The following is a 22995-nucleotide window of genomic DNA, read 5'->3' as shown; positions in this document are numbered from 1 at the left end:
ATCGGCCCCACGGCGAGACGCTGGGGCCGGTGCTGGGATGACGGCTATTCCTTCGTCTCGATGATCCACCATACGGCACGCGGCCAAGAGCGGCCCGTGATGGGGTGCATGTCCGTGCGGTCGGCGCGGGCCGTCCAGCCCGAAGGCAGGCGGTGGCCGCGCACCGTGCCGGGCGCATAGACCGCCGCCATGCGCGGGCGGCTGGTGTTGGTCGTGGGCATGGTCTGGCTCCTTGCAGGAAGCGCCCCGGCCGAAACCGGGGCGCTTCCTGCGGCGAGGGTCACGCGGCCAATGCCTCTGCGGGTTCATCCGCCACGGTGGCGGCTTCTTCCGCATCGTGCTGCTCCGCATCCTGCGGGCCTTCCTCGGGCGCGTCCTCCTGCGTGCCTTCGGCCTTGAAGATGGCGGGCATCCAGCCCGTGCCATCGGCCAGCCGCTCGGCTTCGCTGGCAATGTCGACCTTCTTGAGTTTCGCTAGCCGGGTGACATGCTCCGGCGCGAACTCGCCCACGGCTTGCAGGATGACGACCTTCGGCACATGCCGGAAATACCCCTCGGCGGTCGGCTGCCACCATACGGCCATGTCCAGCCCCACGGCCTGCGCCAGTCCCGCGCCCGGCTGGTGTGGTGTGGCGCGGTGCGTCACCACGTCCGCCGTGGACGCCGCGCACACGGCCAGCAGCTTCACCAGTTCGCCTTGCTCCATCACCAGCAGCGCGGCGAACAGTTCGGCGCTGTCCTTGGGCAGCTTGCCGCCCCATGCTTGCTGAATCTCGCGCAGCGCCACGGCGGCGGACGATTCCGGCCAGTCCGGCGCCATGCCTTCCAGCCGGTTCTGCACGGTCAGGCGCACACCCAGCGGTTGGTCTTGCCCGTAGGGGCGTTCCTGCAGGACGGTTTGCACCATGCCATGCGCCAGCGCGGCCAGCGCCACCTGCGGATGCCGGGCGACTTCGATTTGCAGCGCGGCAGTGCGGTGGGCGCTCAACCGTTGCGCCAACCGGTCGGACATGGCGGGTGCTTTCGCTTCGTCTGCCGTGTCGCCTTCGTCGTTGTTCTCGGCTTCCTCGCTGCCGAAACCCTGCCGTAGCCGTTCCAGCGTGCGCAGCGCCTTCGCTTCGGCCTCACGCATCAACCCGCGATGAATCACGATCTGCCCGTTGCGGTCGATGGTGACGATGGCCCCGGCTGCGGCCTTCACGCTCGTGCTGTAGCCCTGCAAGCCATCTTCCAACGCCTGCAATTGCTCGCCCAGGGCTTCGCCTTCCTCCTGCAAGGCTTCGGCCTTGTCCTCGTCGTCGGCCTCCATCGCGGCATCGAGGGCTTCGGCCACCTCCCGCATCTTGGCTTGCAGCTTCTCGATGCGCAGGGCTTCGCGCTTGCTCGGCTCGCGTCGCTCCCTCGGGGCACGCTGGAAGGCTTGCAAATCCGCATAGATGGCGGCGGGCGCAATATCCACCCATGCCCAGCCTTCGGACTTCACCTCAGCGGCGATGCCCGCCAGCCTGTCTTGCGCCAGCCGTTCCAGCAATGCGGCATCGGTCAAATACACGCCCGCGTCACCTTCTGCGAACAGGTCACGGCGAACACCGCCGCCCGCCTGTTCGTAGGTGTCCAGCCCGACGAAGCGCACCAGCGGATGCCGGTAGGCGTCTATTTCCCGTTCGGTCAGGCGTTCGCGCAGGTTGTGCGGGCTGCGCTGCCACGTTGGCGCATCGTAGAACGCGGCTTCCTGCGCGGCGTGGTCGTCGGTGATCGCAAGCGCCATCAACTGATCGAGCGTCACGGTATCGGCTCGATAGTCGGCCATCAGCCGGGGCGAAACATTCGCCAGCTTCAAGCGCCGCTGTACCACCAGCGGCGTAACGCTGAAATCCGCTGCAATGTCTTCAATCGGTCGGCCTTCGGCCACCAGCGCGGCAAAGGCTTCAAACTGGTCTGCCGGGTGCATGGCTTCGCGCTGCACGTTCTCGGTGAGGCTGGCGGTGCGCGCCGTGCCATCGGCCACCAGCAGGCAAGGCACTTCCCAATCCTTGGCGATGCGGTGCTTCTTCGCCAGCAGCTTCAACGCGGCCAGCCTGCGGCCACCGGCCACCACCTCGTAATGCTCGCCACCTTCAACATGTTGATTGGCGGGAATCACGATGAGGTTTTGCAGCAGGCCCACGCGCTGGATGCTCGCGGCCAGTTCTGGGATGGACATGCGCGGGGTCTTGCGCACGTTGCGGCCCGTGGGGCGCAGCACCAGCCGCGACAGCGGAACCAGAATCATGTTCTTGCTCGGGTCTGCGGCTTGCAGCACGTTGGCGGCAGTGACGGCGTGGGCTTCGGTGTGGTTAACGGCGTTCATGGTGTATCTCCAATCAAGTGAAACAGACAGGGAATGGAGGGGAAACCGCCCCTCCGGCGGGGGACGGATCAGGCTTTGAGTGCGCGCATGCCATCGGCCAGCAGCCATAGGGCGCGGTTCAAGCGAACGTCGGAATCAATGCCTTGCACGGGGCGGGTCTGCTGCCTGCGGCCATTGGCGCTGCGGCCATGCAATCCGCCTTTGGTCAGGTTCTCTTGCGTGCGGTTGAACACGCTCCACAGGTCCGGGCGGCGGTCATCGAAGCGGCGCGGCATCAGGATTTGGTTTTCCGTGATGGGCGCGGGCTTGTCCGGGTCGTCGTACTTCAACGCCAGCGCGGCGCGGGCGAACACTTCGGATTCGCCATCGTCCAAGGTGATGCCGCGCATCAGGTCGCGGGATTCCTTGACCCGCTCGAAGCCGCTCAACACCTCGTAAGCGCCCTCAATGACGTGCCCGGCCACGTTGCCTTTGTGGGGTGCGCGCACATCGGCCACGGTGTCACCGCACACCAGCCCATTGCTGCACACGAAACGGAACATTCCGGCCAGCATCTGATAGCTGCTGGTGCCGTCATGCGAGTTCAGCAGCACGATTTCGTTAGCTTCCGCGCCATTGATCTGGCTGGCATGGCGCAGGCGCAGCATGTGTTTCGTGTGCTCGCGCTTGCCTTCATCGCGCACGCGGGTCTGCGCCACCATGAAGGGCTGGAAGCCTTCCTTGCGAAGCTCGGTCAGCACCGCCGCCGTGGGGATGTAGCTGTACCGCTCTGAGCGGCTTTGGTGCGGGGCGTCCGCGAAGATGGACGGGGCCACCCTGCGAATCTGGTCATCCGACAGCGGGTAGTCGCTGCGAAGCGTGGGGGAATGGGAAGCGAAACGGGTTGCAAGCATGATCTTTCTCCTGACAAAGTTGGCTGTTGAAGAAAACCGCATACCGGATTCCTAGATTCGAAGCCCAGCCTTCCGGCTGTTTGGTGCGGTCGGCACGAAGAACCCGGCTGGCCTCGTTGCCACCGTCTTTCCTGAGTTCATCGCCCGCGACGGAAGGGAGCCCATGGATGGGGGCCGTCAAGGAGACAAGCGCGGGGTTGGTGCGGCCCGCAGGCGCAGCCGAGGACACGGTCCTGCGCGCCTTGACGGCACACGGCCGCGGGCTACAGTCGCGAGCAAGGTGATGGAGTCAGGAAAGATGGCTGGACAGGCAACGGCCGCCAATCTGTGCCGACCGCACGGCAAGCGAAGCGCGCAGGCCCGAAGCTGGAAGCCGGGCCGGAGACGTCAGCCGAGCGGAGCGAGGGAACGATGGAAGCCCGAATGGGGCGAGACCCCGCAGGGGGCTCGATGCGAAGCACGACAGCGCGACCGACCATCTCCCAGGTGGCCGGGGACGCCCGGACTTCAACGCTGGATGAGCAAGATGCCCAGGACAGACACCATGTCGCAGGCATCGGGAAACTGGCTCTACTGCTTTTTGCGGCAGTGGCTTTGTGGCAGAGCCGGCACAGCCGGTTCGGCGGTATCGAGGGGCGCCAAGCTGCGCGCGGCGGGGATAGCCCGCAGGGCTTTCCCCTGGAGGCAAGCGAAGCGCGCAGCGCCCCGTCAGGGGCGCGAAGGCATCAAGCCGAGTCGCCAGGGCGCAGGCTGGATTCCGAAACCGGCATCCACGGCGATGACGAGTTCAGCAGGTAGCGCGCACCGCGCGCGTACAGGCCAGAAAGCCCGGTTAGCCGGTAGAACCCGGTGACACGGTGCAGGAACTGTGCGCCAAACTCGTTGGTGTAGATCACCGCGTCGCCGATCTTGAAGCGCAAGGGCCGACCGTTCTCCGGCGCGAATGGCTTGAGCGTATCGTGCTCTGCCGTGATTTCGATGATGTAATCGTGATGGCTGCTCATGGCATTGATCTCCTTCGACAGTTGAGAAAGCACAAGGAGCGCCTGGCGGCGCTCCAAGGGCGAGATCAGACAACGATCCGCCCGGCCAGCCGCGCATCGCGCGCGTAGGCGCTCAACCGCTTCTCGGCGCGGAACGACAGGTCGCGCTCGATCGGCAGGCCCAGCCTGCCGCGCACCGTCGCCAGCTCGCCCAGGCTAACCCAGCCGATTTCCGGCATTCCCAGGCCCAGGTCGCAAAGACCAAAGGCGTGGTCATGGTCATCGGGACCAATCTCGGTCAGCAGCCAGGTCGCGCCGGCGTCCGGCGTGAACAGCTTGACCACGGGCGCCGGATCGAAGTCCGGGTTGTCCAAGGATTCGCGGCCGTTGGCCAGCAGCACGATGCGCTGCGCGGCAGTGATGAGTGCGATGTTCATGGTGAACTCCTGAAAGGTTGCCGGGCGGAATTGCCCGACCCTTCCGGGGCACGGCGCAGCGCAAGCAGTCAGGGGTCAACGACGGCCGCCAGGACGCAAGCGCCATCGGCGCGCAGCCCTTGACGGCGAGAACGCCGTGGCACGATGAAGGGAACAGCAAGACCGCATCCCTCGCAACTCCACACACCCCGGCTTTCGGCAAGTGCGCAGCACGCGCAGGCCCTCGAGGGCCGGAGTTGCATCGCTGGACGAAGCAAAAAAGGGGGCCGAAGTCCCCTCGGTTAGATCAGGCCGCGTTCGGCAAAGGACGTGATGTTGCCGCCCGCCACGATGATGTGATCCAGTGTGCGGACGTCCACCAGCACCAGCGACTCCTTGAGCCGCTGGGTCAGCGCCTTGTCGGCGCCGCTCGGCTCGGAATTGCCACTCGGATGGTTGTGCGAAACGATGACCGCCGCCGCATTGAGCCGCAGTGCCTCCTTGACCAGCTCGCGCGGATTCACCGATGCGCTGTCGATGGTGCCTCGGAACATCTCGGCGTATTCGATCAGGCGATCCTGCGTATCGAGGAACAGCACCGCGAACACTTCGTGCTCGAAGCCGGCCAGCTTGGCGCGCAGGTACTCCTTGACCGCAGTCGGCGAACTAAAAGCCGCGCGCAGGCCCAAGAGGGCCGGAGGCGTCAGGGGTCAAAGCCGGATGACAGCCATTTGTTCGATGGCGTTGACGGGCGCTAGGTCATGAGCGCATTGCGTCTTGGCTCAGAGATCGCGCAGGAGCTTGGCTTTCAGTACATCGTGACGATGAATGAAGCCGATGCCTTCAAGGAAACCATCGATGGCTTCGACCTCAACGACTATGTGCTGCCTAAACGTTTGACCGATGCCACCGAAAACGGTGGATTGTTTGGCATAAGGTTTGGATAAATAGATTGGTAGCAATTGGAATCTAGGCGTGGCGGCCCGTCGCTGGCCTCCAATGGAAATAAAATGGATAAGAAGACCAAGGGATCGTGGCTGATCCATCACACCAATACCTTCGTGCTGCCATCCAGCTTGCGGTGAATCAGCGATACCAGCGTCAGGATGTCCAGCGCGTCCTGTTCGGACATGGGCCAATGCGTCTTGGGTGCATGGGCCAGCGGATTGCGCACGGCGCCGAACAGGCCGATCAGCAGGTTGGCAAAGCCTTTCTGCTCGCTCTTTTCGGACTCGGTGGTGAGTGGGCCCAAGACGAGAATGGGTTGCTGGCCCGCGAATGCCTTGTTCACCAAGTCAGCGCCATCGCCGTTCAGGCCCGACAGCAGGCGAATCCGCTCCGCAACGCCTTTCGTTGCCTCGAACACCGCATGGAAATAGTTTTCATCCAGCAGCTCGGCACGGCAATAGTTCAGCACTTCCGCGTGGACGACGCGACTTTCCAGCGCGGCCTTGAGTCGTCCCGCGCGGGCGCGCGCGGCATCGAGCGTCGTGGCCTTGTCGGCGTGCCCGACCTTGCCGTCTTCGCGCACATAGAAACCGGAGAAGGCAAGGACAACATTCAGTTCGTCACGCCGCCATGCAAACGTCGCAGGGTCGCGGGCGTAGTTCACCGGGTTCATCGCGCGATTGATGAACATGATGAGATGGTTGCCGAGCTGGTGGTGGTTCTGCGCGCCGGCCAGCGCATTGAACAGCCGCTTCCACTTGGTCATGCCGGGCGACGTGTCGGCAACCTCGATTTCTTGCAGTAGGCGATCGATCTGCGTTCCGCTCAGGCCGCGCTCGGTATCGGCGAGCACGCGGCACGCGGCTTCAAGGTGCTGTGAGCTGAAAGGGTCAATTCGGGTCGCCAATACTGTCTCCCTCGCCAGGCATCAGATGATGGCCTGCAAGCCCTTGTCGGCGATGACGTTGAGCAGTTTGAGCGCTGGCCCCGTGGGATGGGTGTCGCCTTGCTCCCACTTGCGCACAGTCGAGGCCGATGTGTGCAAATGAAGAGCGAACACCGGCTGGCTGAACTTCAAGGCTTCGCGCAGGCGTTTGATGTCAGCAGCATTGAACTCCCGCACCGGCGGCGGGCAGATCGCGTCGAACTCGCGCATCGTCACCTTGCTGATCGCTCCCGCTTCGTGGAGCGCAGACAGGTCGTCACGCAGGGATTCAATGATCTTGCTCACAATGCACCTCCAATAACACGCCCGACTGCAACGCCTTCGACAAGGCTTCGGCGGACAGTTCCAGGAACACTTTGCCGGCGAACTGCAGCGCCTTCTTTTCGTCCTGTGTGATGTTTGCCTTGTCGCTCTTGGGGAACCCATACAGGAACACGTAGCAGCTACCGAACCGGGCCGACAGCAGCGTGCGGTAGCCGCCGCTCTTGCCACCGCCGGGGCGGGCCACCCGCTTCTTGTAGAGGAAGCCGCCCAAGTCCGCGTCAATCAGACCGCTTTCCATCTCCTGAACCGCCTTGCACAAGGCGGCATCAGGCAGCTTTTCGCCCGCCTGCCACCGCGCAAAGTCCCTCCGCTTGAGGACGATGGTCATCTTGACCTCCAAACTATACCCGAAACGGGCACACTTTTCCAGTCGCCAGCGCGATGTACGGGCGGGGAGGGCAGCCGAGCCGATTGGCTTGACGGCGACACGGCAATCAGGGGCGCCATGGCGAGTTTCTGGTTACTGATCATGTGGTTACCTCTTTCGGTTCTTGGCGCGTGCTGACGACCGACTTGCGCCGGCTCGCCACCAACTCGGCCGCCTTACGCACCGGGTCGTCCTCGGTGTGGACGTAGCGCATGAACATCGCCACGGTCTTGTGCGCGGTCAGCGCCATGCCGACCTTGACGGGGATACCGGAATTGGCAATGTCGGTCGCTGAGCGGTGGCGGATACCGTGGGTGCCGACCTTCGGTACTCCGGCGCGATCAAGGATGCGCCGCCATGCCTGATAGTAAGAATGGGGGCCGAGTGGCTTGTCATGGTCGAGGATAGCCGGGCAGACGTAGGGCGACTGGTCATAGCGAGGCGCGTTCGTCAGTAGCTGGCGGACTTCCTCGCTCAACGGCTTGGACATATCGCCCGTCTTGCTGTCCGGCCAGACAACCCGGCCATTGGGCAAGTCGAGCCAATCCCACTGCAACAGCAGGATCTCCGACATTCGGGCCGCGAACTCGAATTGCAGCCGGACGGCCAGCAGATAGATCGGGTGTTCCAGTCCCTCGGCCTCGGCCTTGTCCAAGTAGGCGAACAGGCTGGCCATCTGTTCGTCGGTGATGAGCCGGGTCGAGCCTTTTTCCGGGTACTTGGGCACGTGGCGGCAGGGATTGGAGCCATCGGGCCGATAGCCCCACAGTTCGGCAAGGTTGAACATCTTTCGGACGAGCGACAGCACGCGGTTGGCCTGGGTGGGTGACTTCTCCATGCGCTTCATCAGCGCGGTGATGTCGTGGCGCGTGACCTCGTGAACCTTCTTGCTACCGAAGGCCGGGATGACAAAGCTGTCGATCTGGTACTGGTAGCCGGCCTGCGTGCTGGGCTTGTTGTGCGGCTTGGAGTGGTCGTCCATGAACCGGCCGCACAGTTCCTTGACCGTCGGCGCCTTGCGGGCTTCGGCCTTGTCGTGGCCAGGGTCGCCGCCGCGCCGGACTTCGGCCAGCCAGTCTTGCGCCAGCGATCGTGCTTGTTCGACCGTCAGCTCGCCGAATTGGCCGAGTGCCGGCTTGCGCCGCACGCCGGAGTTTGTGCGGTACTGAACCATGAATACCTTGCGCCCGGTTGGTGTAACCTTGCACAAGAAGCCCGGAACGAGCGTATCCCGGAGTTCCACGTCGCAGGTCTGCGCCTGCGCCGTGTCAACGACGGACTTTGTGAGTTTGATCTTCGCCATGAGGTGCTCCTGAAAGGCTCCGATTCCAGGGGCCGGCTAGGAGCCAAGCGTAAGGGAACCGGGGCGGATTGCATCGCGCACCGGGATATGATGGGAGTCATTGGCCTCGGGGAAAACCTGCCACAGCAAGCCTCATCCAAGCCTAGCGTTAACCCGGCGCGGATGTCATGCTCTGGCTTAAAATCCGCCGCTTTCCTGAAAAGGGGCGTGCCGGTTCGACCCCGGCTCGGGGCACCACTACGATTCAATCATGTCAAGTTACAACGCTCCCTTTGAAATTCATGTCCACGGACAGGTCCAGCTGCGTGCCGATGCGAGCTTCGAGCAGCTCCAGGATGCGCTCAAGCCCCTTTGGAAATATGCCGGAGCCCGCTCGCTGGTTGATGGCGCGGCGAGCGCCTACGAAGAAGAGCCCGGCATCAAGTTCGACCCGCAAGAGCACATGCTGCAGATGTGCTGGACGGTGCGTGGCGATGAAGATTTTCGCCAGTCGCTCGATGAGATGTGCATGAGCCTCAACGAGCTGGCTGAACTGGGCGCTGCCATCGAGGTGACGTTCTACGACGCCGATTTCGACGAAGAAGAGGAAGACGATGGTACCGAGTCGCGTGACGATTTTGTGATGCTGTTCGTGGGGCCCACGCCGGCAGCCATCATGCAGGTGCAGCGTGACCTGCTGGTGCAGGATGTCGTGAACATGATGGAGCGCCACTTTGACGGCGCCGAGCTCGGTGGTGTGGTGGCCGAGATCGACAAGCTGTTCACGCAGCGCTTCGATGCCCTGGTCAATTCGCTGGAAATTGGCAAGCCTCCGCGCGGGTCGGGCGGGCCAGGTGGCTCGGGTGGCGGTCACGGTGGCGGGCGCCGGCCGCGCCATCTGCACTGAGAAACGCTGGTAGGGGCCGCGGCGCAACGGGCCTTGCGCTGTGTGCAACACACGCGCAGCCCCTGCGGGTGACTTGATGACAACCGATCTGCCTTACCTGCGCAGCTACCCTCCATCGCTGCAAGACCAGGCCCGGCATGTGCTGGGCCAGGGGCAGCTGGGCGCGGTGCTGCTGCGCAAATATCCCCGGCCCCACGCGGTGCGCAGCGACAAGGCCTTGTACGACTATGCCGCGGACCTCAAGTCACGCTACCTGCGCAACGCAGGCACGGTGACCAAGGTGGTTTTTGACAGCAAGATCCATGTCGTGCGCCATGCGCTGGGCTTGCACACCTCGGTGTCGCGCGTGCAGGGCAACCGCCTGGCGGCCAAGCACGAGATCCGCGTTGCGGCGATGTTCAAGCAGGTTCCGGACGAGTTCCTGCGCATGATCGTGGTGCACGAGCTGGCCCATCTGCGCGAAAAGAACCACGACAAGGCGTTCTACCAGCTGTGCGAGCACATGGAGCCGCAATACCACCAGTACGAGTTTGACGTGCGCCTGTACCTCACGCACCTGGAGCATGCGGGCGAGCGCTTGTGGGCGGCGCAGTAGCGATCAATTCAATCGCCTCTGGCGCTCCATTCATCGGCGCTACAGCCTGATTGAATCTGCATTCAGGGGATGGCAACGGTGCCGCAGCAGTCGGGCGGCAACTGCAGCCAGCGCGCTGCCGCCGCCTGCAATGGTGCGAGGGCACCCGTGGTGAGCAACCGGATGGGGGCGGGTAGCTGGGCGACTGCATCCCCTGGCGCCAGCAGCCCATCCTTGTGCAGCAGGCGCCGTGTCTGCCGGGCCACCGGCTCGCCGGTTTCGATCAGCCGCACCTGCGGGCCCACCAATGCGCGCAGGTCGTCCACCACAAACACATAGTGCGTGCAGCCCAGCACCAGCGTGTCGATCTCGCCCGGTGCAGTGCCAAATGGGCCCATGGCGCTGGTGTAGCGTGCGCAAAGCGCTCTGGTTTCTGTTGCGGACGGGTCGGTGGCCAGGGGCAGCGCCGTGCTGTGCTCGATGGCGCGGGCCAGGCCATCGCAGGGCTGGACCACGAACTCGGCCTGCCCGGCCAGCGAAGCCAGCAGCCTGGAAAATTTGCCACTGCTCAGCGTGCTCCGCGTGCCGATGACGCCGATGCGCCCGGTTTGGCTCAGCGTGACTGCCGGCTTGAGGGCGGGCTCCAGGCCCACCAGCGGCAGGTCGGGCTGGCTGCTGCGCACTTCATGGATGGCGGCGGCTGTGGCCGTGTTGCAGGCCACCACCAGGGCCTTGATGTGGTGCTGCTCGCGCAGGTAGCGCGTGATCGCATGGGTGCGGGCGCACACGAAAGCGTCGCCACGCGCGTCGCCGTAGGGCGCATTGCCGCTGTCGGCCAGATAGACAAAGCGTTCGTGGGGCAATTCGGCCTGCAGTGCCCGCAGCACGCTCAGGCCCCCGATGCCACTGTCGAAAACGCCAATGGGTTGCGCGGCAAGGTTCATGGTGTCAGGGCGAACAAGAAAAGAAGGCATGGCGGCAACGCACCCGCCGTGCGCGGGCGGCACCGATGAGTGGTCAGCTCGCCGCCATGCCTGGCGGCATCAGGCGGCCGCGACTTCAATGCCCTTGAATTCGCCCGTGGCGATGCGCTTTTGCCACTCGGCCGGGCCGGTGATGTGCGCGCTGGTGCCGCCCGAGTCCACCGCCACGGTGACGGGCATGTCCACCACGTCGAATTCGTAGATGGCTTCCATGCCCAGGTCTTCAAAGCCCACCACCTTGGCGGTCTTGATGGCTTTTGACACAAGGTAGGCGGCGCCGCCCACGGCCATCAGGTAGGCGCTCTTGTGGTTCTTGATGCTCTCGATGGCCACGGGACCGCGCTCGGCCTTGCCGATCATGGCGATGAGGCCAGTCTGCTCCAGCATCATGTCGGTGAACTTGTCCATGCGCGTGGCGGTGGTCGGGCCGGCGGGGCCCACGGCCTCGTCGCGCACGGGATCGACCGGGCCCACGTAATAGATCACGCGGTTGGTGAAGTCCACCGGCAGTTTCTCGCCCTTGGCCAGCATGTCCTGGATGCGCTTGTGCGCGGCATCGCGGCCGGTGAGCATCTTGCCGTTGAGCAGCAGCGTGTCGCCGGGTTTCCAGCTGGCCACTTCTTCCTTGGTGAGCGTGTCGAGGTTGACTTTCTTGCTCTTGTTGTAGTCGGGCGTCCAGTCGACGTTGGGCCACAGGTCCAGGCTCGGGGGCGTGAGGTAGACGGGGCCCGAGCCATCCATCACGAAGTGTGCGTGGCGCGTGGCAGCGCAGTTGGGGATCATAGCAATCGGCTTGCTGGCCGCGTGCGTGGGGTACATCTTGATCTTGACGTCGAGCACCGTGGTCAGGCCGCCCAGGCCCTGCGCGCCAATGCCCAGGGCGTTGACCTTCTCGAACAGCTCCAGGCGTAGGGCCTCGACCTTGTCGAGCGCGGGGCCGCCGGTCTTGGCGGCTTCGGCCTTGGCCTGCAGTTCGTACATGTCCAGGTCGTCCATCAGGCTTTCCTTGGCCATCAGCACGGCTTTCTCGGCCGTGCCGCCGATGCCGATGCCCAGCATGCCTGGCGGACACCAGCCGGCGCCCATGGTGGGCACGGTTTTCAGCACCCAGTCCACCACGCTGTCGCTGGGGTTGAGCATGTACATCTTGGACTTGTTTTCCGAACCGCCGCCCTTGGCCGCCACGGTGATGTCCACGGTGTTGCCGGGCACGATCTCGGTGAAGATCACGGCGGGGGTGTTGTCCTTGGTGTTCTTGCGGTCGAACTGCGGGTCGGCCACCACGCTGGCGCGCAGGGTGTTGTCGGGGTGATTGTAGCCACGGCGCACGCCTTCGTTGATGGCGTCGTCCAGGCTGCCGGTGAAGCCTTCCCAGCGCACGTCCATGCCCACCTTCAGGAAGACGTTGACGATGCCGGTGTCCTGGCAGATGGGGCGCTGGCCGGTGGCGCTCATCTTGCTGTTGGTCAGGATCTGGGCGATGGCGTCCTTGGCGGCGGGGCTTTGTTCGCGCTCGTAGGCGCGGGCCAGGTGCGCGATGTAGTCGGTGGGGTGGTAGTAGCTGATGTACTGCAACGCGGCGGCGATGGACTCGATCAGGTCGGCTTGGCGAATGGAGGTCGTGGTCATGGCAGGTGGGGTCCGTGGGAAAAATCGCGAACCCGAATTATCCCCCTGCGGGCTTGCGCGGCGCTGTCAGGGGGTGATCGAGGCTGCTGCGGGCGGTGGTGGCGCCCCGGGGGTGGCGCAGAACCGGGTGAGGTGGGTATGCTGCGGCCTGGTGGCTCGACCCTTTCTTCAATCGCTCGCAGAGCGGCAAGGCACAAGCGTGATGACATCCCGACCTGACGCGGCCGCAGTCCGCACCGAAAAAGACAGCTTCGGCCCCATCGACGTGCCCGCCCAGCGCCTGTGGGGCGCGCAGACCCAGCGCTCGCTGCAGCACTTTGACATCTCGGGTGAGCGCATGGCGCCGGAGCTGATCCGCGGCCTGGCCCAGGTCAAGCGCGCCAGCGCCTGTGTGAACAATGCCTTGGGCCTGCTCGATACCGTCAAGACCACGGCCATCGTGGCGGCGGCCGACGAGGTGATCGGCGGTGGCCATCCGCAGGAGTTCCCTTTGGTGGTGTGGCAGACCGGATCGGGCACCCAGACCAACATGAACATGAACGAGGTGCTGGCCAACCGCGCCAGCGAGCTGCTGGGTGGCCCGCGCGGCGAGGCGCGGCTGGTGCACCCCAATGACGACGTGAACAAGAGCCAGTCGAGCAACGACGTGTTCCCCACGGCCATGCACTTGGCTGCGGTGGATGCGCTGGTGCACCGGCTGCTGCCCGCCCTGCAGCAGCTGCGCGCCACGCTGGCGGCCAAGTCAGCAGCCTTTGACGGCATCGTCAAGATTGGCCGCACCCACCTGCAGGACGCCACGCCGCTCACCCTGGGGCAGGAAATATCGGGCTGGGTGGCGCAGCTGCAGCACGGCGAGCAGCATGTACGCGCCGCGCTACCGCATTTGTGCGAGCTGGCCCTGGGCGGTACCGCCGTGGGCACCGGGCTCAATGCCCCTGCCGGCTATGCCGTGGCGGTGGCCCGCGAGCTGGCCGAACTGACGGGGCTGCCCTTGGTCACCGCGCCCAACAAGTTCGAGGCCCTGGCCAGCTGCGATGCGCTGGTGCATGCCCACGGTGCGCTCAAGACCCTGGCCGCCAGCCTGATGAAGATTGCCAACGACGTGCGCTGGCTGGCCAGCGGCCCGCGCAGCGGGCTGGGCGAGATCACCATCCCCGAGAACGAGCCGGGCTCGTCCATCATGCCGGGCAAGGTCAACCCCACGCAGTGCGAGGCGCTGACCATGCTGTGCGCCCAGGTCATGGGCAACGACGTGGCCATCAACCTCGGCGGGGCCTCGGGCAATTTCGAGCTGAACGTGTTTCGCCCCCTGGTGATCCACAACTTTCTGCAGAGCGTGCGCCTGCTGGCCGATGGCATGGCCAGTTTCAACCACCACTGCGCCGCAGGCATTGAACCCCACCGCGCGCGCATGGCTGAACTGGTGGAGCGTTCGCTGATGCTGGTGACGGCACTGAACACGCACATCGGCTACGACAAGGCCGCGCAGATCGCCAAGAAAGCCCATGCCGAAGGCAGCAGCCTGCGCGACGCGGCGATTGCCTCGGGCCATGTCACTGCCGATCAGTTTGACGCCTGGGTGGTGCCCGAGGGCATGGTGGGCCGGTAGCCGCGAATACCCAGGACATGGTGGGCTGCCGGGTATGTTGCTATACAAAACATGGCTCAATGCGCTGGTGAATAAAGTGCTGCAGGCTGGTCTGGTTGAACTTTTACGCGCTATTTCGCCACCGCAAGCGCCTGCGCGATCCAGCCGTCAAAAGTCTTCTGGTGTGCCTTGATCCAGCCATCGGTGTGGCGCGCCACATCGCTGGCCTTGTTTTCGCCCCGGCCCATGCGCAGGTTCTGGGCGTTGATGTCCGCCACCGGCAAGTGCATCACCTCAAACAGCCGGGCTGCGGCCGGGTTCTGCTCGGCAAAGGCCTTGTTGGCCACGATGTGCTGCTGGTTCACCTTGAAGCCATAGTTCTTGCCGTTGGGCAGGCGTGTGTCCTCGCCTGCCGCAGTGGGGGTGTCGGGCACTTCCAGCCAGACCACATCGGTGCCAGGGCGCAGCACGGCGCTGACCCAGTAGGGCATCCAGGTGTAGTAAAGGATGGGCTGGCCCTGCTTGAAACGGGCGATGGTGTCGGCGATCAGCGCGGCGTAGCTGCCCTGCTTGTGGCTGATGGAGCCGCCCAGCTGATAGGCCTTGAGGTGGCGTTCGATGGCCAGCTCGCAGCCCCAGCCGGGATTGCAGCCGGTCAGGTCGGCCTTGCCGTCGCCGTCGGTGTCGAACAGCTGGGCAAGCTTGGGGTCCTTGAGCTGGGCGATGTGGGTGATCCGGTACCGCTCGGCGGTCTTCCTGTCGATCAGGTAGCCCTGGGCGGCGTTGTCGGAGTACACGCCCTTGCGGTAGAGCTTGGCATCGCCGCCGCTGTTTTGGTAGAAACCAGCGTGCAGCAGGTTCCAGTGGGTGGCCATGAAGGTGGCGTCGCCACTGGCGATGGCCAGGTGCTCGGTGGCGGGCTCCAGGTCTTTCATGGGCTGGACGTCATAGCCTAGTTTTTCGAGGGCGCGCGCGACCAGCAGGGTCTGGAAGGCCTCTTCGGCGATCGAGCTCTTGAGGGGTTGCACGCGCACGCCCTTGCCGGGCAGGTTCTGCGCATGGGCGGCGCCCGCCAGGCCGATGGCCAGCAGGCTGGTGGCGAGGGCGGTCCTGGCGGCGAGGGCGAAAAGTGGGTGGCTGGTCATGGTTGCGGACTCCTTGAACGGGGATCGGAACAATCGGCGGATGGGCTTGGCGGGCCAGGCACGGCCGCCTACTAGCGGCGCTCTGGTGCCAGCCGGGCCGTGGCCTCGGGCGGCGCCGACGTTGCCGGCGCGCTGGTTGCCGTGGTCGTGGGGGCGGTGGCGCGGCGCAGCAGGCGCCAGGCCAGGCCGGCCGGGCCGGTCTGCCACCAATGGCGCACGCCCCGGCGCGGCTGGCCCATGGCCTGGGTGATGCGGTCCAGCATGACGGCCAGCAGCACAATGCCCAGGCCTCCCACGGTGGCCAGGCCCATGTCCAGGCGGCCAATGCCGCGCAGCACCATCTGGCCCAGCCCGCCCACGGCGATCATCGAGGCGATCACCACCATCGACAGCGACAGCATCAGCGCCTGGTTGATGCCCGCCATGATGGACGGCAGCGCCAACGGCAACTGCACCTTGACCAGCATTTGCCAGGGCGATGCACCATAGGCCCGCGCGGCCTCGATGAGGTCGGGGCGCACCTGGCGCAGCCCCAGGTTGGTCAGCCGCACCAGCGGCGGCAGCGCGAACACGATGGTCACGATCACGCCCGGTACGTTGCCAATGCCAAACAGCATCACCACCGGAACCAGGTACACAAAGGCCGGCGTGGTCTGCATGGCATCCAGCAACGGGCGCATCCAGCGCTGGGCGCGGTTGCTGGCCGCGAGCACAATGCCCAGCGGCAGACCGATCACGATGCAGAACGCCAGCGAGGTCAATACCAGCGAGAGCGTGACCATGGCATCGGACCAGATGCCCAGCAAGGCCACCAGCAGCAGCGCGGCCACGGTGCCCAGGGCGATGACGCGGCCCGCGAACTGCCACGCCAGCAGTCCCATCAACGCCACCATGGCCAGCATGGGCACGCTGGTGAGCAGGCCTTCCACCCAGGTCAGCGTGCCGTCAATCGGCGCGCGCACGGTCTGGAAGAACGGGCGGAAGTTCTGCACCACCCAGCCCAGGCCTTCGTTGATCCATGCCTGCACGGGCAGGGCGCCGTCCCACAGTGGCCCCGCCTGCCGGACCTCGGCTGCGGCATCGCTGCTGGCCGATGGGATGGTGGTTGCTTGCGTCGGGGCGTCCAGCCAGCTGCTGGCGCTGTCGGTGGCGGTGTTTGCGGGGGCGGCGCCCCAGGGATCGGGGCTGTCAGCGGGGGGAACCAGGGCGGGTGCATCCGGCGCTGCCGCAGGCGTGTCCCACGGGGGGACGGCCGGGCTGGATTCGCTGGCCGTCGCCCACGGATCGGTGTCGGCCGGCGGTGGCAGCACGGAGGCCTCGGGTGTGGACAGTGCATCGTTCATGCGAGGCTCCTTTCTGGGGCCAGGGGGGCCACGGGGGGCGGCGAGGGCGGAACCGGTGGGGTGTCGCGGTCCAGAAACTTCAGCAGGGTGGTTTTGCTGACCGCGCCCTGAAAGTGGCCTTGGGGGCCCACCACCGGCAGGGCGCAGGGCGCCTGTGCCACCTGGCCGAACAGGTCGGCCACGGCCGCGTCGGCGGCAATGGGTTCGACGTTGGGCAGAAAGGCATGCTGCAAGCCCAGCGGCCCCACATGGCCGTCCAGCGCGGTGCGCAGCGAGTCGGCCGACACGGTGCCCAGGTAGCGCTGCGTGGGGCTGATCACGTAGGCAAAGTCGCCGTCCTGTTCTTCCAGCTGCTTGAGCGCGGCGCGCGAGCCCCGGTCGCTGTGTTCGGACACCACGGTGAAGCGCTGGCGCGCAATATCGCCCGCCTTGAACACGGCGGCGGCATCCACGCCGCGCACGAAGCTGCGCACATAGTCGTTGGCGGGGTTGCGCAAAATATCGTCGGGCGCGCCCACCTGCACCACCTGGCCGTCTTTCATGATGGCGATGCGGTCGCCGATGCGCATGGCCTCGTCCAGGTCGTGCGAGATGAAGACGATGGTGCGCCGCTTGACCTGCTGCAGGCGCAGCAGCTCGCTTTGCATCTCGGTGCGGATGATGGGATCCAGCGCCGAGAAGGCCTCGTCCATGAGCAGGATGGAGGGATCGGATGCCAGCGCGCGCGCCAGGCCCACGCGCTGCTGCATGCCCCCCGAAAGCTCGTCGGGGTAGCTCGCCCCCCAGCTGGCCAGGCCCACTTGTTCCAGTGCCAGCGCGGCCTGCGCCTGGCGTTCGGCCCGGCCCACGCCCGCCAGTTCCAGGCCCAGGGCCGTGTTGTCGAGCACGTTCATGTGCGGCATCAGCGCGAACGACTGGAACACCATGCTGATGTCTTTGCGCCGCAGTGCGCGCAGTTGGCTGCTGGTCAGGCGGCTGATGTCGATGCCGTCCACCAGAATGCGGCCGGCACTGGGCTCGATCAGCAGATTGAGCAGGCGCACCAGGGTGGATTTGCCCGAACCCGACAAGCCCATGACCACGAAGATTTCACCGGCTTCGATGGTGAACGTGGCGTCGAACACGCCGATCGAGTGGCCGGTGCGCTCCAGGATTTCCTGCTTGCTGCAGCCCTGGTGAACCAGCTCCAGTGCCTTGTGCGGCGCTTCGCCGAAGATTTTGAATACATGGTCGATGGTGATTTTTTTTGCCACGCTGGTGGATCTCCCTCGTTGAACGGATGGAACACAGCCCTGTCGCCATGGGCGAGCAGGTTCGGAGCCCAAGCGAAACCCTGATGCGGCGGCCGACCCCGGCTGCGATCAGCAGGGGAGGGCAGGAAAAGGAAGAAGCCTGGCAAAGCCAGGTCGGCCCGAATGGCACGCAAGGTGGTGCGCAAGGGCCTGGGGGTGTTCCGCGGGAGCCGGGACAGGGCTCATGGACCACGGCTGCCACCGGGCACAGGCACGGTGGCGGGGATCAGGGTCGAGACTTCGGCGGGCTGGAGTGACCGAAAGGGCCACGCCAGTGAGACATTCATCCCGGGTTCGGGTGAATTACCTGCGTTGCAGGTGGTTAATCAGCCTTGAAGTATATGAATTTAGTGTTTTTGAGTCAAAACACCGGTTATTTCCATTGTGATATGCGTGAGCGCGGGCACAAACCGATGCACTCCCCCGCATGCCCCGGCATGTCGGTCGGTCCTCTTCGCGACAGATACTCTGATGCTATTAAAAAAATAGCTGCTAGCGCTTTATCTATAAGCGCTAGCAGCCAATTTCGTTCAAGACCAGGATTTAATGCCTGTCGTGGTTGCTGTTGAGCAGCTTGTCGGTGTAGGCAATGGCCAGTGCGCTGGCCAGGAAGACCACATGGATGATGGTCTGCCACATCAGCACCTTCACGTCGTAATTGGCGGCGTTGATGAAGGTCTTGAGCAGGTGGATGGAGCTGATGCCGATGATCGACAGACCCAGTTTCACCTTCAGCACCGAGGCATTCACATGTCCCAGCCATTCGGGCTGGTCGGGGTGGTCGTCCAGGCCCAGCCGGCTCACAAAGGTTTCATAGCCGCCCACGATCACCATGATGAGCAGGTTGGAGATCATCACCACGTCGATCAGCGCCAGCACGACGAGCATGATCACGGTTTCGTTCAGGGCGGTGATCTGCACCTCCGGCTTGTAGCCGATGCTGGTGATCAGCGCCTGCAGCGCCGTCTGGCTGCCGAACACGGCCTCGACCAGATGCCACAGTTCCAGCAGGAAATGCCATACATACACGGCCTGCGCCGCAATCAGCCCGAGGTAAAGCGGCAACTGCAGCCAGCGGCTGGCAAAGATCAGCGCGGGCAGCGGACGCAGGGGAGACGGGGCTTTGGGCGTGGGCGTGGACATGAAGGCCTGTGCAGGAAATGAAATGAGGCCAGATTTTAGGTGGTGCACGCGTGCACAGGTTGTAAGCTGAAACCCGTCAGTGGCTTGTAAGTGGGGTGGCAGACAGTACCGCCCAGTTCCATCAGACCCAGGAGACAACACCATGAGTTCGCCCAATTCCTCGATCGAGTCCGTGCTGGTTGAAAACCGCGTGTTCCCGCCCTCGGATGCGATTGCCAAGGCCGCCCGCATTTCGGGCATGGCGGGTTATGAAGCGCTGTGCGCCGAGGCCGAGAAGGATTTCGAGGGCTTCTGGGCCCGTCTGGCGCGCGAGAACCTGCAATGGGCCAAGCCCTTCACCCGCACCCTGGATGAGTCGAACGCTCCGTTCTTCCAGTGGTTTGCCGACGGTGAACTCAACGCGTCGGCCAATTGCCTGGACCGCCACATCGGCACCCCCACCGAGAACAAGACGGCCATCATTTTCGAAGCCGACGATGGCGTGGTGACCCGCATCACCTACAAGGAACTGCTGGCCCGCGTGAGCCAGTTTGCCAACGCCCTCAAAGCCCATGGCGTGGGCAAGGGCGACCGGGTGCTGATCTACATGCCCATGACCATCGAGGGCGTCATCGCCATGCAGGCCTGCGCGCGCATAGGCGCCACGCACAGCGTGGTGTTTGGCGGCTTCAGTGCCAAGGCGGTGCACGAGCGCGTGATGGACGCCGGCGCCGTGGCCATCGTCACGGCCAACTACCAGATGCGTGGCGGCAAGGAACTGCCCCTGAAGGCCATCATCGATGAAGCCCTGGCCAGCGGCGGCTGCGACACGCTGCGCCATGTGTTCGTGTACGAGCGCACTCCCACGGCGTGCAACATGGTCGAAGGGCGCGACAAGACCTTTGCCCAGGCACTGGCCGGCCAGAGCACCGAGTGCCCGCCCGTGGCCGTGGGCGCCGAGCATCCGCTGTTCATCCTCTACACCTCGGGCTCCACCGGCAAACCCAAGGGCGTGCAGCACAGCACGGGCGGCTACCTGCTGTGGGCCAAGCTCACCATGGACTGGACGTTCGACCTGCGCCCCGACGACATCTTCTGGTGCACGGCCGACATCGGCTGGATCACCGGCCACACCTATGTCGCCTATGGCCCGCTGGCTGCGGGCGCCACGCAGATCATCTTCGAAGGCATTCCCACCTTCCCGAACGCCGGGCGCTTCTGGCAGATGATCGAACGCCACAAGTGCTCCATTTTCTACACCGCCCCCACGGCCATCCGCTCGCTCATCAAGGCGGCCGAGGGCGATGCGGCGGTGCACCCTGCACGCTCCGACCTGTCGAGCCTGCGCATCCTGGGCAGCGTGGGCGAACCCATCAACCCCGAAGCCTGGATGTGGTACTACAAACACGTGGGCGGCGAGCGTTGCCCCATCGTGGACACCTTCTGGCAGACCGAAACCGGTGGCCATGTCATCACGCCGCTGCCCGGCGCCACGCCGCTGGTGCCCGGCAGCTGCACGCTGCCACTGCCCGGCATCACCGCCGCCATCGTGGACGAAACGGGCAACGACGTGGCCAACGGTGCGGGTGGCATCCTGGTCATCAAGCGCCCCTGGCCCAGCATGATCCGCACGATCTGGAACGATCCCGAGCGCTTCAAGAAGAGCTACTTCCCCGAAGAGCTCAAGGGCTACTACCTGGCGGGCGATGGCGCCGTGCGCAGCGCCGACCGCGGCTATTTCCGCATCACGGGCCGCATCGACGATGTGCTCAATGTGTCGGGCCACCGCATGGGCACGATGGAAATCGAATCGGCCCTGGTGGCCAAGACCGACCTGGTGGCCGAAGCTGCCGTGGTGGGGCGCCCCGACGACGTGACCGGCGAGGCCATCTGTGCCTTTGTGGTGCTCAAGCGCTCGCGCCCCACCGGCGAAGAGGCCAAGCAGATTGCCAACGAGCTGCGCAACTGGGTGGCCAAGGAAATCGGGCCGATTGCCAAGCCCAAGGACATCCGCTTTGGCGACAACCTGCCCAAAACCCGCAGCGGCAAGATCATGCGCCGCCTGCTGCGCAGCATCGCCAAGGGCGAAGCCATCACCCAGGACACCAGCACGCTGGAGAATCCGGCAATTCTGGATCAATTGGCCCAGACCAATTGATCCAGAAGGCGCCGCAAGGCGCCGGCGCGCAGCGCTTGCCGGATTCGGGGTCACTCATATCGCGCAGCGATGTGATGTGACCACAAAATCCTCGCCGTTCGGTCACTGCGCATCATCGAAGCGGCTGACCCATTGATCCAGAAGGCGCAGCTCGCTCTACCCCTCTGCGCGTGCGCAACGCGCTGCCCGCCCTGTGGAGGCTGGCCGGTGCCTGTTCCTTCGCTGGTTCCCGCGCGGGTGGTACAGCCATGGGGTACAACACGGCATCTGCTCTCCCGCGATCCCGGCCGGGCGGCAGTTGTCCAAAGGAGTACCTCCATGCAAATGCGATCGACCATCTTGCTTTTTATCGTGCTGGCCATTGCTGTCCTTGCCGCCCTGAATTGGGGGCTGCTGGCAGCTTCCACGCAGGTGTCATTGGGGTTGATGACCTTTGAGGCGCCTTTGGGCTTGCTCATGCTGGGCCTGACCACCCTGCTGGGCGTGTTCGGTGTGGCCTACGTGCTTGCACTGCAGGGGTCGGTGCTGATGGAAGCGCGTCGCCACTCCAAGGAGATGCAGGCCCAGCGCGAACTGGCCGACAAGGCCGAAGCGTCGCGTTTCACCGAGCTGCGCAGCTTCCTGGAGGCGCAGCATTTGAAATCCCATGCGGATTTGCTGGCGCGCCTGGACAGCCTGGAGTCGCATCTGGCGGCAAGGGCCGAAGAATCCGACAACACCACGGCTGCCTACGTGGGCCAGCTGGAGCAGCAATTGCGGGGGCGCCCCGGCACCAGCGTTGTCTGACATGCTGCGCGGCGTGGGTGGTGCGTCGCAAATGCGGGATGATGGACGCGTGTGTCACCCAAAACAATGGCCGCGCTTCCCAAGGAAAGGCGCGGCCAGAGAATGCAAAGCGTTCGGCTTCGCAGCGGGAATGGGTCGAATTACTTCTGCGTCAGAACCCAGGCAGCCAGTTTCTTGGAGTCCGCTTCATTGACCTGTGCATTGGCAGGCATGGGCACCGGGCCCCACACGCCAGAGCCACCCTTGACAATCTTGACAGCCAGCTTGTCAGCAGCGTCTTTCTGACCGGCGTATTTTGCCGCCACATCCTTGAAGGAAGGGCCAACCATCTTCTTGTCCACGGCGTGGCAGGCCATGCAATTTTTCGAGGTGGCCAGTGCCAGATCGGCCATTGCGGGAGCTGCCACCGACAGTGTCATGGCAAGAGTGATCAGGGTACGCTTCATGGTGGGGTTTCCTCTGGTTGAGTTACAGTGCTTTCAACGAAATTGTAGTGATTCGGGTTGACATTTCCCTGCCTTTTGTCAATTCATTCATCGGATTTGTGTTTTTTGGAGTTCATCATGTACCTGTTAGGCCTGGGGCTCTTCCTGGCGTTGTTGAAGTACCTCGAAATCGGGCCGGTGGCCGCGTGGTCGTGGTGGTGGGTGCTGTCACCGTTTGCCATCACAGCCCTGTGGTGGGCCTGGGCTGACGCCACGGGTTACACGAAACGCAAGGCCATGGAGAAGATGGACCAGCGCAAGCAAGACCGCATCAACAAGCACAAGGAAGCGCTGGGGATCCAGCCGCGCAAGCCGCGCTAGGGATCTTCTGCACGAATCGAGCGGCAAGTGAGCGCTGCGGATCGGAACGGGCTGCAAGGCGTAAAACGCAGCAATAGCCGTAGCTATTGCGAGTATTTGCAACGCCGCAGACCGCCCCGAGACCGCAGATGCACACGGCACGATGATCCGTGC

22 protein-coding genes and 2 pseudogenes are annotated in these 22995 nt (G+C 64.5%); 7 read left to right on the top strand and 17 right to left on the bottom strand.

Annotated elements, in window-relative coordinates:
- Nucleotides 1-44: 44 nt before the first annotated feature.
- From K225_RS22435 to radC, 6 genes and pseudogenes are all read right to left on the bottom strand, one after another.
- The gene (locus K225_RS22435) at nucleotides 45-221 is read right to left on the bottom strand and encodes a hypothetical protein (protein WP_167372727.1); all 177 of its coding nucleotides are present in this window, start codon (nucleotides 219-221) and stop codon (nucleotides 45-47) included.
- A 59-nt stretch (nucleotides 222-280) separates the two neighbouring features.
- On the bottom strand, nucleotides 281-2350 hold the full coding sequence (locus tag K225_RS0106840; RefSeq protein WP_026435723.1) for a ParB/RepB/Spo0J family partition protein: 2070 nt from the start codon (nucleotides 2348-2350) through the stop codon (nucleotides 281-283).
- A 68-nt stretch (nucleotides 2351-2418) separates the two neighbouring features.
- Complete coding sequence (locus K225_RS0106835) at nucleotides 2419-3246, bottom strand: DUF932 domain-containing protein (protein ID WP_026435722.1); 828 nt, start codon at nucleotides 3244-3246, stop codon at nucleotides 2419-2421.
- A 722-nt stretch (nucleotides 3247-3968) separates the two neighbouring features.
- A complete protein-coding gene (locus K225_RS0106830; RefSeq protein ID WP_026435721.1) occupies nucleotides 3969-4247 on the bottom strand; it encodes a hypothetical protein in 279 nt (92 codons plus the stop codon).
- A gap of 65 nt (nucleotides 4248-4312) precedes the next feature.
- Complete coding sequence (locus K225_RS0106825; RefSeq protein ID WP_026435720.1) at nucleotides 4313-4663, bottom strand: DUF2958 domain-containing protein; 351 nt, start codon at nucleotides 4661-4663, stop codon at nucleotides 4313-4315.
- A gap of 281 nt (nucleotides 4664-4944) precedes the next feature.
- Nucleotides 4945-5319, bottom strand: a pseudogene (gene radC / locus K225_RS20480) (DNA repair protein RadC); the annotation flags it as partial.
- A 45-nt stretch (nucleotides 5320-5364) separates the two neighbouring features.
- Here radC and K225_RS0106815 point away from each other — a divergent pair.
- Nucleotides 5365-5589: pseudogene (locus K225_RS0106815) on the top strand (DUF2326 domain-containing protein); the annotation flags it as partial.
- Between the two features lie 98 nt (nucleotides 5590-5687).
- Here K225_RS0106815 and K225_RS0106810 read toward each other — a convergent pair.
- The 4 genes from K225_RS0106810 to K225_RS0106795 form a co-directional block, all read right to left on the bottom strand.
- Entirely contained in the window at nucleotides 5688-6497 is an 810-nt protein-coding gene (locus K225_RS0106810) for a TIGR02391 family protein (protein ID WP_026435718.1), read from the bottom strand.
- Between the two features lie 21 nt (nucleotides 6498-6518).
- Nucleotides 6519-6821, bottom strand: coding sequence for a DNA-binding transcriptional regulator (locus K225_RS0106805; protein ID WP_026435717.1), 303 nt, complete (start codon nucleotides 6819-6821; stop codon nucleotides 6519-6521).
- Nucleotides 6805-7188, bottom strand: a complete 384-nt coding sequence (locus K225_RS0106800) for a type II toxin-antitoxin system RelE/ParE family toxin (RefSeq protein WP_026435716.1) — start codon at nucleotides 7186-7188, stop codon at nucleotides 6805-6807. Before K225_RS0106800 ends, K225_RS0106805 begins: the two co-directional genes overlap by 17 nt.
- Nucleotides 7189-7327: 139 nt before the next feature.
- Nucleotides 7328-8530 (bottom strand): site-specific integrase, encoded by a 1203-nt coding sequence (locus tag K225_RS0106795; protein WP_026435715.1) that lies wholly within the window; start codon nucleotides 8528-8530, stop codon nucleotides 7328-7330.
- A gap of 250 nt (nucleotides 8531-8780) precedes the next feature.
- Between K225_RS0106795 and K225_RS0106790 the strand changes: the two genes are divergently transcribed.
- A complete protein-coding gene (locus K225_RS0106790; protein ID WP_026435714.1) occupies nucleotides 8781-9416 on the top strand; it encodes a DUF6806 family protein in 636 nt (211 codons plus the stop codon).
- Nucleotides 9417-9492: 76 nt separating this feature from the next.
- Nucleotides 9493-10011, top strand: a complete 519-nt coding sequence (locus tag K225_RS0106785; RefSeq protein WP_026435713.1) for a M48 family metallopeptidase — start codon at nucleotides 9493-9495, stop codon at nucleotides 10009-10011.
- A gap of 62 nt (nucleotides 10012-10073) precedes the next feature.
- Here the strand turns inward: K225_RS0106785 and murI are convergent, their stop codons facing one another.
- The gene (gene murI, locus K225_RS0106780) at nucleotides 10074-10934 is read right to left on the bottom strand and encodes a glutamate racemase (RefSeq protein ID WP_026435712.1); all 861 of its coding nucleotides are present in this window, start codon (nucleotides 10932-10934) and stop codon (nucleotides 10074-10076) included.
- A gap of 99 nt (nucleotides 10935-11033) precedes the next feature.
- Nucleotides 11034-12602, bottom strand: coding sequence for a fumarate hydratase (locus K225_RS0106775; protein WP_026435711.1), 1569 nt, complete (start codon nucleotides 12600-12602; stop codon nucleotides 11034-11036).
- Nucleotides 12603-12804: 202 nt separating this feature from the next.
- Between K225_RS0106775 and fumC the strand changes: the two genes are divergently transcribed.
- Nucleotides 12805-14211, top strand: coding sequence for a class II fumarate hydratase (gene fumC / locus K225_RS0106770; protein WP_026435710.1), 1407 nt, complete (start codon nucleotides 12805-12807; stop codon nucleotides 14209-14211).
- 110 nt (nucleotides 14212-14321) lie between these two features.
- On the opposite strand, the gene proX is transcribed toward fumC, so the two are convergent.
- The 4 genes from proX to K225_RS0106750 form a co-directional block, all read right to left on the bottom strand.
- Nucleotides 14322-15335 carry a glycine betaine/L-proline ABC transporter substrate-binding protein ProX gene (proX, locus tag K225_RS0106765; protein WP_026435709.1) on the bottom strand — a complete coding sequence of 338 codons (1014 nt, stop codon included), beginning with the start codon at nucleotides 15333-15335 and terminating at the stop codon, nucleotides 14322-14324.
- 71 nt (nucleotides 15336-15406) lie between these two features.
- Entirely contained in the window at nucleotides 15407-16678 is a 1272-nt protein-coding gene (gene proW / locus K225_RS20475; RefSeq protein ID WP_081679612.1) for a glycine betaine/L-proline ABC transporter permease ProW, read from the bottom strand.
- On the bottom strand, nucleotides 16675-17931 hold the full coding sequence (gene proV / locus K225_RS20470; RefSeq protein ID WP_034711952.1) for a glycine betaine/L-proline ABC transporter ATP-binding protein ProV: 1257 nt from the start codon (nucleotides 17929-17931) through the stop codon (nucleotides 16675-16677). The genes proW and proV overlap by 4 nt, the downstream gene beginning before the upstream one ends.
- A gap of 582 nt (nucleotides 17932-18513) precedes the next feature.
- Complete coding sequence (locus tag K225_RS0106750) at nucleotides 18514-19113, bottom strand: TIGR00645 family protein (protein WP_026435708.1); 600 nt, start codon at nucleotides 19111-19113, stop codon at nucleotides 18514-18516.
- A gap of 142 nt (nucleotides 19114-19255) precedes the next feature.
- Between K225_RS0106750 and acs the strand changes: the two genes are divergently transcribed.
- Together acs and K225_RS0106740 are read left to right on the top strand one after the other, a co-directional pair.
- Nucleotides 19256-21250, top strand: a complete 1995-nt coding sequence (gene acs / locus K225_RS0106745; protein WP_026435707.1) for an acetate--CoA ligase — start codon at nucleotides 19256-19258, stop codon at nucleotides 21248-21250.
- 318 nt (nucleotides 21251-21568) lie between these two features.
- Nucleotides 21569-22036, top strand: a complete 468-nt coding sequence (locus tag K225_RS0106740) for a hypothetical protein (RefSeq protein WP_026435706.1) — start codon at nucleotides 21569-21571, stop codon at nucleotides 22034-22036.
- A 140-nt stretch (nucleotides 22037-22176) separates the two neighbouring features.
- Here the strand turns inward: K225_RS0106740 and K225_RS0106735 are convergent, their stop codons facing one another.
- The gene (locus tag K225_RS0106735) at nucleotides 22177-22482 is read right to left on the bottom strand and encodes a c-type cytochrome (RefSeq protein WP_026435705.1); all 306 of its coding nucleotides are present in this window, start codon (nucleotides 22480-22482) and stop codon (nucleotides 22177-22179) included.
- Between the two features lie 117 nt (nucleotides 22483-22599).
- On the opposite strand from K225_RS0106735, the gene K225_RS0106730 reads away from it, so the two are divergent.
- Nucleotides 22600-22842 carry a TIGR04438 family Trp-rich protein gene (locus K225_RS0106730; RefSeq protein ID WP_026435704.1) on the top strand — a complete coding sequence of 81 codons (243 nt, stop codon included), beginning with the start codon at nucleotides 22600-22602 and terminating at the stop codon, nucleotides 22840-22842.
- Nucleotides 22843-22995 lie beyond the last annotated feature (153 nt).

The sequence above is a fragment of the Acidovorax sp. JHL-9 genome (genome assembly GCF_000426205.1).
In the GTDB taxonomy this organism is placed as follows: domain Bacteria; phylum Pseudomonadota; class Gammaproteobacteria; order Burkholderiales; family Burkholderiaceae_C; genus Acidovorax; species Acidovorax soli.
Note: the sequence above shows the minus strand (reverse complement) of the source record. Positions and strands in the feature narration are given on the sequence as shown.